Source organism: Planococcus sp. ISL-109 (genome assembly GCF_018613655.1).
Lineage (GTDB): Bacteria > Bacillota > Bacilli > Bacillales_A > Planococcaceae > Planococcus.
In genome coordinates, this window is record NZ_JAGGPW010000036.1 from 24511 (window position 1) to 35341 (window position 10831).

The following is a 10831-nucleotide window of genomic DNA, read 5'->3' on the forward strand; positions in this document are numbered from 1 at the left end:
TCCACTTAAATCGCCGTCCAGCCGCCGTCGACTTTGATCGTTTCGCCGGTGACGAAGTTCGATAGGTCGGAGGCTAGATACAGCACGGCGCCTGATGTGTCTTTGGGTTGTGACAGGCCGTCTAGCAGGATGCGGCTGTTGACGTCGTCTTTGAACGCTTTGTCTGCAAACTGCTTCTCAGTGAACTCGGTTTCGACGAATGTCGGAGCAACTGCGTTGACGCGGATGCCGCCTTTCGCCCATTCGACCGCCAGCGCCTTGGTCATCTGGACCATGCCGCCTTTACTGGAGCAATACGCGGCGCGCTTAATGTAGCCGACAAACGCCATTTGCGAGGCAATGTTGATGATGCGGCCGCTGTTTTGTGCGAGCATGTATTTTGCGGCCGCTTGGCTGGCAAAAAAGGCGCTTTTCAAATTCAAGTCGAGCACCGTATCCCAGTCTTCTTCCGTCACGTCCATCGCGGGTTTCGCGATATTAACGCCGGCGTTATTGACCAGTACATCGATTGTGCCGAATTCGGCGGCGGCAGCGTCGATCAACTGCCGCACTTGTTTGATGTCGCTCAAATCGCCCGATACGGCGATGCATTTCGGGTTATGGGCCCGCAGCAGTTCCAGCGTTTCACCGAGTGCTTGTTTGTTTCTTCCGGAAATGGTGACGTTTGCGCCAAGTTCCGCAAATGTCAGCGCGATGTCTTTGCCGATGCCTCTGCTGCCGCCGGTGACGATGACGGATTTGCCTGCGAGTTCAGAAAAATATGTAGTCATTTGAGTCCCTCCTGTTCCAAATCATTTTTCAAAAACTGGATCAATGTTTGTTCGCGTTTGCGGTTCACCTGTTCGGAAACTTCCGGCTCCCAACTGTAAAACCCTTCACCGCTTTTATCGCCGAGTTTCTGCTGCTCGACCAAACCCGTTAAAGTTTCCCCGGAGCGCTGGTCGTTCGCCAGATCCTCGAACAGGTAATTCGAAATGGCGGAGAACACATCGAGACCACCCATGTCGGCCGTCATCAAAGGACCGGTGACCGGCAAGCGGCGGCCGATGCTGTAGGTGACCGCAGCATCGATGTCTTCTTTGCTGGCAGCGCCCGCGTCCAACAGCGTCTGTGCTTCACGGAACAGCGCGTATTGCAGGCGGTTGCCGATAAAGCCCGGCAATTCCTTGTTTAACAGAATCGGCTTTTTGTTCATCGCCTTGAGTAGCGCAACGGTGCGATCGGTCGTCTTTTGGTCGGTGTGTTTGCCGTTGACGACTTCCACCAATGGAATGAGATGCCCCGGGTTCCAGAAATGCGCCACGATGAACCGGTTCAGGTGCTCCATGTCCGCCGCCAACAGCGACGGCTTAAAGCCGGACGTGTTGCTGGCGATCACTACCGACGGATCGACCAAGGTTTCCAGCTGCTTGTAGAGCTTTTTCTTCAGTTCGAGAACTTCCGGAACGACTTCTAGAATGAACGTCGCATCCTTCACCGCTTGTTCAATCGACGTCGTGAAGCGGATGCGTTTGCGGATGTCCTTGGCTTCATTTTCATCGAATAAGTCATTGTCGGTCATCACTTGAAGTTTATGCGCCAAGCTTTTGTCGGCGTTTTCGAGATCTTGATCGTTAATGCCGTAGACCGTTACGTCTTGGCTGGACCAAGCGGCCGATAACGCAATCGAATGGCCCATTGTCCCTGCCCCTAAAATAGAAAGTCTTTCCATCTTCCGCACCTCTTTTCTAGTGGTTGGCTAAACCAAACATACCCAACAACTCATTTCTTCAATTAGTTGTTGGGTATGGAAACTTTATAGTCCTGCTGCCAAGTGGCACCTATTTTTTCCACTTGGCGCAAGTGATTTATTGTTTGCCGTATCTTCTCACTCGCAGCAATGCCTGTTCGGCGTGTCCGGCGAAGTTCTCGAGCTGGCACAAGCGCGCAGCGTATTCGCCGATATAGGCACTCGCTTCAGGCGTCGTCACTTTTTGGTAGGTGACGGTTTTGATGAATTTCCCGACCCACAGTCCGCCAGTATAGCGCGCTGCACCTTTTGTCGGCAAGGTATGGTTCGTGCCGATGACTTTGTCGCCGTATGCGACGTTCGTTTCCGGTCCGAGGAACAGGCAGCCGTAGTTGGTCATGTGATCGAGGAAATAATCCGGGTTTTCCGTCAGGATTTCCACGTGCTCGAATGCCAAACGGTCCGCTTCGATGCGTGCTTCTTCGATGGAATCGACGAGCAGGATCTGCCCGTAATCTTCCCACGACACGCGCGCAATATCGGCGGTCACCAAAGTTTCCAGCTGGCGCTCGATTTCTTTGACCGTTTCATTCGCCAGCTTCTCGGACGTCGTGATGAGTGCACCAGGAGAGGTCGGGCCGTGTTCGCCTTGGCCGAGAATATCGGTGGCGACCATTTCCGCATCCGCTGTGTGATCAGCGACGACCAAAGTTTCGGTCGGCCCTGCGAACAAGTCGATTCCGACGCGACCATAGAGCTGGCGCTTTGCTTCTGCGACAAACGCATTGCCCGGTCCGACGATCATGTCGACCGCTTCGATCGTTTCGGTGCCGATTGCCATCGCTGCCATTGCCTGGATGCCGCCGAGCAAGTAGATCTCATCCGCTCCGGCCAGTGACATCGCCGCGATTGTGGCGTGCGGGATTTCCCCGTTCATCGGCGGTGTGCACGCGATGACCCGTTTGACGCCGGCGACTTTCGCCGTCAACACACTCATATGTGCTGAGGCGACCATCGGATAGCGCCCACCCGGTACGTAACAGCCGACGCTGTTGACCGGAATGTTCTTGTGGCCCAAGATGACGCCCGGAATATGCTCCACTTCGATATCATTCATGGACGCGAGCTGCGCTTCGGCGAACGCTTTGATGTTTTTCTGTGCGAATTTGATGTCTTCGATGACTTTATCCGGCACATTGGAAACGATTTCATTTATTTCCGCGTCAGTCAGGCGGAACGATTCAGGCGACCATTTATCGAATTTCTCGGACAATTCTCGCACCGCTTTGTCCCCACGCGTTTCCACATCTTCTAACGCCCCAGCGACGATCTGCGCAACTTTGGAATCGTTGGCGCTCACTTCTTCTTGTGATTTACCGGCTTTTAGTACTTTGACCATATCGGAACCCCTCCATGTCGTTTTTATTTTGCGGATGTCTCCATATTTTGAATACGTATGCAAAATAGTTGTTAAGGACAAGAATATTTTAATTATTCCGTAAAGTCAATTGTTTTCACGTGGTCGACCGCTCCACAAAGGTGCCGTCCACTTCGACAGCTTGCGCAAATCCTGTGTATTCGTCGATTTCCCCCAGCAAATAATTCACCGTTTCATCGACCATTTTTTCGATTGGCTGTTCCCACGTCGTCAGTTCATACGCCGGCCAGGAAGCCATGTCGATATTATCGAAACCGATGACTTTCGTCTGTTCGGGTACGTTTACCCCTTGCTTGCGGAGTGCATCCAAGACGCCGAGCGCCATAATGTCGTTCGCCGCAAAAATGGCAGTTGGTGCATCCCCTTCAGAGAGTATTTGTTGCGCTGTTTTATAGCCGCCCTCGTAGGTGAAATCGGACGTATATTTTTGGTAAGGGATGCCTCGCCGTTCGAGCACTTCGGCAAAGCCGTGTTCGCGCTCGCGGCTCGTCGAGGTGTCTTCATTTCCGGAAATATACACCATAAGGCCGTCGTCACGTGCGGCCAGAAATTCGGCGATTTTTCGGCTGGCGCTCAAGTTGTTGCAGCATACCGAATAGAAATTGCTGGTCGTCAGTTTGCGGTTAAAGAACACGAGCGGAATTTGGTTTTTTTTGAATGCTTCTGCGACATTGAGCGACATCGTGGCATCAGTGATGATGACGCCGGCGACGTTATAATTCAGCAAGGTTTCGATGTCTTCGTTCTGGATTTCGTCGTTGTTCGTATGGACGAACAGGACGCTGTATCCGTGCTTTTTAAATGAGGTGGTGAATTGTTTGAGCACTTGCGGGTAGAACGGGTTTTGTATGCCTTTCATGACGAGCCCGATGATTTTGGTGCTGTTGGTGATCAGGCTTCTGGCGTATTCGTTCGGGCGATAACCGAGTTCTTGTGCTGCGGCGAGCACTTTTTGGCGCGTTTTTTCCGTCACTTTGGCTCCGTCGAAAAAGACTCTGGAGACCGAAGACTGGGAAACTCCGGCAAGCTTTGCGACATCCTTGGCGTTAACAGTCGGTTTCATATGTGTTCACCCTTTTCGCTTGAAGTAGGCTTTCAGATTACACCAAACCCGAGGCTTTTGCATCTGTTTCAAAGGAATGCGACATGCTTATATGTGTAAATAGTTTCTGCTATTAGACTGCGCTTCAAAACCGCCACTCAAATTATTAAGTCAGAAAGATATCCCTGACTTTTCATGTCTACATAGCTTGCGCTATTGGACTGCGCTCCGAGCGGACGCTTGCCTAGGGGCGGGAATCGAGCCTCCTCGTCACTGCGTTCCTGCGGGGTCTCTCAAACCCGCTGATCCCTCAGGCGTTGCCCCGCCTACGCTCCGTCTCTAAAAATATAGTGGTAGATAGTTTCTATGTCCACTCATCCTAGCAAACATAACAAGAGATCTCACTGTTAACAAAATCTATGCTACACACTTCTTTCTGATAATAGGAGATGGGAAAAGTTATTTTCATCATTCGCTGAACTAGCTAAGTCAGTTTTCTGTTCATTACGCCCCCACAAAGGAAGCGATTTCCCCAACAGTGGACGAAAGCTATAGAAACACATATAAATTTCAGTCATTCAACCCAATGAAATATAACAGCCGCCTAGCGTTCACGGGTGAGCCGAAGCAAGGCGGCGAATCCATTCGTGATGCTTTGAACGAATAGCTTGTCCTTACACATCCACATTCCAACTCATTGCTTCTACAGTCCTGCTCCAAGGAAGCGATTTCCCCACCAGCGGATGAAATATATAGACGTAAACCAATTTAAACTGGCTAGAGTCAGTGGAAAGGAAAAGCCGCCTCGCGCTTATGGGTGAGCCGAAGCAATGAGACAGCGGTTTTTGCTGGCTCATTGCGGGAGGCCAACCCGAAGCGAGGCGGCGAATCCATTCGTCATGCCCCCAAAAAACTGCGTCACATTTCTACACAGAAATTACAGCTCTTCCCTACAGCTCGATCGCACTAAGGAAACGATTTCCCCACCCGTGGACGAAAGCTATAAAAGCACACATAAATTTCAGTCATTCAACTTAGTGAAATATAACAGCCACCAAGCGCTCAGGGTGAGCCGATGCAGTGAGACAAGCGGTTTTCTTGGCTCACTGCAAGAGGCCTACCCAAAGCAAGGCGGCGAATCCATTCGTCATGCTTTGACCGAATAACTTGTCCTTTTCACACATCCACATTCCAACTCATTGCTTCTACTTCTACAGTCCTGCTCCAAGGAAGCGATTTCCCCACCAGCGGATGAAATATATAGACGTAAACCAATTTAAACTGGCTAGAGTCAGTGGAAAAGAAAAGCCGTCAAGCGCTCAGGGTGAGCCGAAGCAATGAGACAGCGGTTTTTGCTGGCTCATTGCGGGAGGCCAACCCGAAGCGAGGCGGCGAATCCATTCGTGGTACCGGAACAAACAGCAACAAATCTCCGCATAGCAATTCCAGCTCATTTCTTCCCGATTCTGCTGTAAGGAAGCGATTTCCCCAACAGCGGATGAATGTTACAGAAGCAGATTTCATTTTACTTACTTACGATCAATGAAATCTAACAGCCACCAAGCGCTCAGGGTGAGCCGATGCAGTGAGACAAGCGGTTTTCTTGGCTCACTGCAAGAGGCCTACCCAAAGCAAGGCGGCGAATCCATTCATGATGCCCCAAAAAACCAGCGTCACATTTCCACGCAGAAATTACAGCTCTTCCCTTTTGCATATCCAATAATAAAACCGCAGCCAAGTGACTTGGCTGCGGTTTTTGCTGTTCATTGCCTGGCTGGTTTTTTCCCTTAGCCATACTTTTTCTGGTGCTCTTTTTTGCGGCGCAAATAATCTTCGTCTTCACGTATTTCGTCCCATTTCTTTTTGAAGATAGTGGCGGATTCGGCTTTGACGTTATCGATTTGGCGCTCTTTGATGGAACCGTCTTCGTTGTATTTGCGGCCGCCTTTATAATTCGTGTAGCGCCGTGCGCGGGTGTAGCCCATCTGGATGAATTTGCGGGCCATGTCCATGCCGACGAAATCGTCCTGTTTGCGGTATTCTTCGAACATGTCGGACAGTTTGTCGCACGATTCCTGGGCGATATCTGGTGTTTTGAAACGCCAATGCGGCAGGATTTCGCTTTTGTACGGTTGGACCATCAAGACGCCTTGCTCGCCTTTGCCGACACGGTACAGTTCCGGGTTTTTCCGGAGGTCCAAGTTTTTATAGTCCAGATCGTAATCGAATGCCATGCTGCATCGCTCTCCTTTTGCAGAGACTATACCCTGTCAAAGCGCTCTAAAAACGGCAGAAAAACACCGCCTGCACGGCGGTGTTTGTTCAGGCGCACTATATGCTTGATTTGGAGAAGGCTTGAATGTCTTTGATGACGTCTTTCAAGATGTCGATCGACTTGATCGGATCGCCCGCGCAGTCCATCCCGTGGTTGACGTTCGCCAAAATATGCGCGTCAAGATGCGGGTTGTTGTGGAGTTGTTCAATGCGCTCGCGTTCGAAATGACGGTCTTTGTCGCCGATAAAGCTCAGCGCTGGGTTGGTGCTGCCCTTCATCGCCTTAAAGACTTCCTCATATTTGACCAGCGGCGTCAGCCAGACGATTTTGGCGTCTTTGAAGGTTTTGCGCTCGAGTTCATTGGCGAGTGCGATCGTGCCGAGTGATTTGCCGACGATGAAGAATTTTTCGTAGACGCTGCCTTTCAGTGCCTGGTCGATGACGCGCTTGACGTCGAACTTCACCGCTTCTTCGATTTCAGCCATCGTGAACTGGTCATAGAACGGATTCATGTAATCATAGTTGATGCGCAAAATATCGTATTCCTGTTCGAGTAAAAGGCGCTCGGTGTAATGGAATAACGGGCTTTTTGCTGTATAGCCGATGCCCGGCAAAAAAATTGCAAGTTTCCTCGTTTGGTCGTGATTTAATACATGTGTGTAGCTGATGTTTTGGTCTTGATACCCCTTAATGGTTCGGTTGATCGCTTTCATTTTTCCCACTCCTTTCCTATTAGTATAAAGTTTTTACTGTAAATTGGGTGTAAATTATTTTAAATATTTGAAAATTTCCTTGTCAGCTGCTGTTTTCCGTTCTGGTATACTGACAATATAGCTAAGAAAAGCGGAGGCGATCATATGTGGAAAGGCATTCGCTGGACGGCGTTTTCGGTCCTCATGGTCATCAGCATCCTGTTCGCCGTCAAAGGCGTCGAAGTGTGGATGGTGCGCCATGCCACGGAGCCAGTTGCCATCCGGTTTTATTTATTCGAACTCAGCGAAGCGGTGTTGCCGGGCAATCTCGTGTCGTACGCAGTGGCATTTTTCGTCGCGGCGTTCATTACGGCAGTGGCAGCATTCGCATTTATCGCAAAGCGGCTTTTCGGATTTCAGTGACAACCAGAAAGAGGGATCGTTATGGGGATGCATACAGAAAAAGATAAAATGTTGGCAGGAACACTTTACAGAGCGGACGATTCGGTCTTAGTGCGCGAACGATTGAATGCTAAGCGCTTGCTGAGGCTCTTCAATAAATCAGAGGAAATGGACAGCCAGGAACGCAAGCGCTTTATGGCCCAATTGCTCGGATCAAGCGGCGATCATCTGTATATCGAGCCGAATTTCCGCTGCGACTACGGCTATAATATCCACGTCGGCCATCATTTTTTCGCGAATTTCGACTGCGTCTTCCTCGACGTCTGCGACATTCGCATCGGCGACAATTGCCTCGCCGGGCCAGGCGTCCACATTTACACGGCGACGCACCCGCTGGATGTGGAACAGCGCCGCGCCGGACTCGAATACGGCAAAGCGGTGCGCATCGGCGACAATGTCTGGATCGGCGGGCGCGCAGTGATCAACCCGGGCGTCACGATTGGCGATAATGCCGTCATCGCTTCCGGTGCGGTCGTCACAAAAGACGTTCCGGCCAATACGGTGGTCGGCGGCAATCCGGCAGTGTTCATCAAGACCATTGAAGTGTAATGGATGGAACACGAAATTCCGATGCACTCGATTTTGGGATTACAACTGGAAACAAGGGAATAAATCAAATTGATTTATTCCCTTGTTTTTGTATCTGACTTCCTATCAACACAAGGGTCCTTCCCTTCTAACGGTTCACTCAGTGGCAATGAAAAAAATTCATCCCCTATCTACGCAAGCATTGAGGTAAGGTCTTCTCGCTAGTAATGGTAAAACAAAGACGAAAGGGGCAAAAATATGAACTTGCCAAACGGATTAACCTTAGTCATCAAGAACAAAGGCCAGGTGACGAGGACAGTGGGTAACGCGGTTTTGAGCCCTTATGAGCAAAGTTCAGTTCACTTTAAAACAACGAATCAGGTGCGCGAAGCGATCCGCTTGGAAAGTCAACGGGCAATTCAATTAGTTACGGAGATTCCACAATCGGTTTATGATTTATTGAACCTCCCAGAAGAAGAAACACCGCCTGCTGATGATTTACTTTACCGGGATGAGTTCTTGCGCTACGCCGGTGAAATTGATAGCAAGATAGCAGACAAGGCAAAAGTAGTTGAGCACGAAGTTTTATGGGAAGTGAAAGCAGGCGAAGAACCCATCTATTCCACTCCAGTGTTTGCTATTTTCAGCAACGGGAAGCGAGTAGTCATCTATCAATCCTGGGACTGGTACATCTATGTCCGGGAAGTGGAAACCGGAGAATTGGTTTGGAGATATCTGTTCGGCGAGTCGAATTACGGCCGGCCCCAAGCAGCCGATGTGAACGGTGATGGCAAGATTGAAATTTTCGGTGCATCTCATGATGGACATGTGTATTGCCTGAACGAAGAAGGCGACAGGGTCTGGTTCCACTCAAATCTCTACTACCGGGAAGGAAGTGGCGATGTCACATCAGCAACCGAGTGGGGGATAACGGATTCAACGAAGAGTTGGGTGGAGAATTCCTTCCTGCGGATCGATGGAAACCATGCCGATCTAGTTATTACTTCTGGCACTGGGAAAGGGCAAATACTGAAGATAAGCGGAGTCGAAACGGATACCATTTGGACCTCGGAAGCATTTAAAACCTTGCCTGATGCTACATCGACTTACGAAATTCAAGCTTTTCACGAATCCGATATTTATTACCAGCACGCAGGTCAGTTGATGGAAGAGCCTGACGGTTGGTATTTATATACAACCTGCTTTGACAATCAGTGCGTAAAGCTTAAAGCAAGCACGGGTGAATTGATGTGGAGGTTCAGTTCACTAGAGCAGAACGAACCATTTCCGACAATCGTGGATATCGATGGAGACGGAAAATTGGAATGCATCTTCAATAGTATTGATCAACATGCGTATTGCCTGAACGCGGAAACCGGAACGCTGAAATGGAAAAACCACGCCGGATTTGGCATTGATTGTTTCGGGAGCTCTGCGGATATGGACAATGACGGCGTTTTCGAATACATCATAAACGGCCGGGGCGGAAGAACACTCTATTTAGACGGTGTTACAGGCGAGACGAAATACAAGTCTACGGATTGGTCGGTTTGGGCGACTAGTGAAACAAATTCAAGAGCGACTGTTTTCGATTATGAGACAGACAAAAAAGCGGTGGTGTTCGGCGGATTAGCTGGATTTGTCTATTGTTTGGACGGCCAAGCAAATACCATTTGGCGAACCTACTTATCTGCGAACATGAGAGGGTCAACAAATATCTTGGATGTGAATTTAGATGGGGAATATGAAATTTTAGTCCCCGATATGATGGGAACCCTCACGATCCTTAACAAGCACGGAAAAGAAGTCGGACAAATTAACGTTAAGGGCGGAATTGAAGGGACGCCATTAGTCGGAGATTTGGACGGAGATGGCAAGATTGAAGTATTCCTGACGAGCCTTGACGGGTACGCAAGCATGTTCAGATTCACTTAAAAATCGCGCCCCCATGGCCTTACCCCTGTCAAATAGATATCCGTAATCAAGGTAACTATTTATTAAGCAGCCTTAGTCCGATATTCAACCGGACTAAGGCTGCTTATTTTTTTTTGGAAACGTTTGTAATTGTAATAGCATCTCCGTTTACGGCCCATCCCTTTAAGTAAGTACATTTCAATCGCATTCATTTTAAATTCCAGTGTAAACTTTTCCCCCATAGAAAAACCCCCTCCAGCGTTACAATAGATCGCCTTTCTTTCTAAAGAGAACTTCCCTTCTCAATTTTAGGCATTTTTTTAATGAGCCCGTTTCACCCCCTACTTTCTAATCGCTACCTGGTCAATAAACTGATTAAAATACGCTAGTTAGGAAAAAGGCTGCCGATAAGCGGCCATATCTTGAACTCAAATATAGATATATCAAAAAAAGATAAAAACAATCTATAATTTAGCTTTATTCAATATTAAATGCATGTATATTTTCATACTCTAAAATTAATATTATTTTTTCGTAATTCCATTGACACTTTATAACTACTTTAGTTATAGTCATATCTTAATAGTTTAAATATATAGTTGAGTTAATTTCATAATTCCGAGCCCTTGCGGCTCTAAGTGTGTAACGCCAAGAAAATAGAGCACCTCCCCAAATCCTGTATAATGGTAGTCACCACAACAAACCAAATCAGGAGGGAAAGCGCTCTATGCCTATTATAAGACAAGATAAC

At 48.7% G+C, this 10831-nt stretch carries 10 protein-coding genes; 3 read left to right on the top strand and 7 right to left on the bottom strand.

Annotated elements, in window-relative coordinates:
* Window positions 1–5: 5 nt before the first annotated feature.
* From J7E21_RS16010 to J7E21_RS16040, 7 genes are all read right to left on the bottom strand, one after another.
* Window positions 6–770 (bottom strand): SDR family NAD(P)-dependent oxidoreductase, encoded by a 765-nt coding sequence (locus J7E21_RS16010; protein WP_215109620.1) that lies wholly within the window; start codon window positions 768–770, stop codon window positions 6–8.
* On the bottom strand, window positions 767–1711 hold the full coding sequence (locus tag J7E21_RS16015; protein WP_215109622.1) for a 3-hydroxyacyl-CoA dehydrogenase family protein: 945 nt from the start codon (window positions 1709–1711) through the stop codon (window positions 767–769). Before J7E21_RS16015 ends, J7E21_RS16010 begins: the two co-directional genes overlap by 4 nt.
* 136 nt (window positions 1712–1847) lie before the next feature.
* The gene (gene hisD / locus J7E21_RS16020; RefSeq protein WP_215109624.1) at window positions 1848–3128 is read right to left on the bottom strand and encodes a histidinol dehydrogenase; all 1281 of its coding nucleotides are present in this window, start codon (window positions 3126–3128) and stop codon (window positions 1848–1850) included.
* Between the two features lie 115 nt (window positions 3129–3243).
* Window positions 3244–4230: a LacI family DNA-binding transcriptional regulator gene (locus tag J7E21_RS16025; RefSeq protein WP_215109626.1), complete on the bottom strand. Its 987-nt coding sequence runs from the start codon at window positions 4228–4230 to the stop codon at window positions 3244–3246.
* A 1546-nt stretch (window positions 4231–5776) separates the two neighbouring features.
* Complete coding sequence (locus tag J7E21_RS16030; protein ID WP_215109648.1) at window positions 5777–6052, bottom strand: hypothetical protein; 276 nt, start codon at window positions 6050–6052, stop codon at window positions 5777–5779.
* Complete coding sequence (locus J7E21_RS16035) at window positions 5997–6443, bottom strand: DUF4385 domain-containing protein (RefSeq protein ID WP_215109628.1); 447 nt, start codon at window positions 6441–6443, stop codon at window positions 5997–5999. Before J7E21_RS16035 ends, J7E21_RS16030 begins: the two co-directional genes overlap by 56 nt.
* Before the next feature lie 97 nt (window positions 6444–6540).
* On the bottom strand, window positions 6541–7197 hold the full coding sequence (locus tag J7E21_RS16040) for an alpha/beta family hydrolase (RefSeq protein WP_215109636.1): 657 nt from the start codon (window positions 7195–7197) through the stop codon (window positions 6541–6543).
* 144 nt (window positions 7198–7341) lie between these two features.
* Between J7E21_RS16040 and J7E21_RS16045 the strand changes: the two genes are divergently transcribed.
* The 3 genes from J7E21_RS16045 to J7E21_RS16055 all read left to right on the top strand — a co-directional run bounded on the left by J7E21_RS16045 (window position 7342) and on the right by J7E21_RS16055 (window position 10101).
* Window positions 7342–7599 (top strand): hypothetical protein, encoded by a 258-nt coding sequence (locus J7E21_RS16045; RefSeq protein WP_215109638.1) that lies wholly within the window; start codon window positions 7342–7344, stop codon window positions 7597–7599.
* Window positions 7600–7626: 27 nt separating this feature from the next.
* Window positions 7627–8187 (top strand): maltose acetyltransferase domain-containing protein, encoded by a 561-nt coding sequence (locus J7E21_RS16050; protein ID WP_215109647.1) that lies wholly within the window; start codon window positions 7627–7629, stop codon window positions 8185–8187.
* Between the two features lie 237 nt (window positions 8188–8424).
* On the top strand, window positions 8425–10101 hold the full coding sequence (locus tag J7E21_RS16055) for a PQQ-binding-like beta-propeller repeat protein (RefSeq protein ID WP_215109640.1): 1677 nt from the start codon (window positions 8425–8427) through the stop codon (window positions 10099–10101).
* The last annotated feature ends 730 nt before the right edge of the window (window positions 10102–10831 follow it).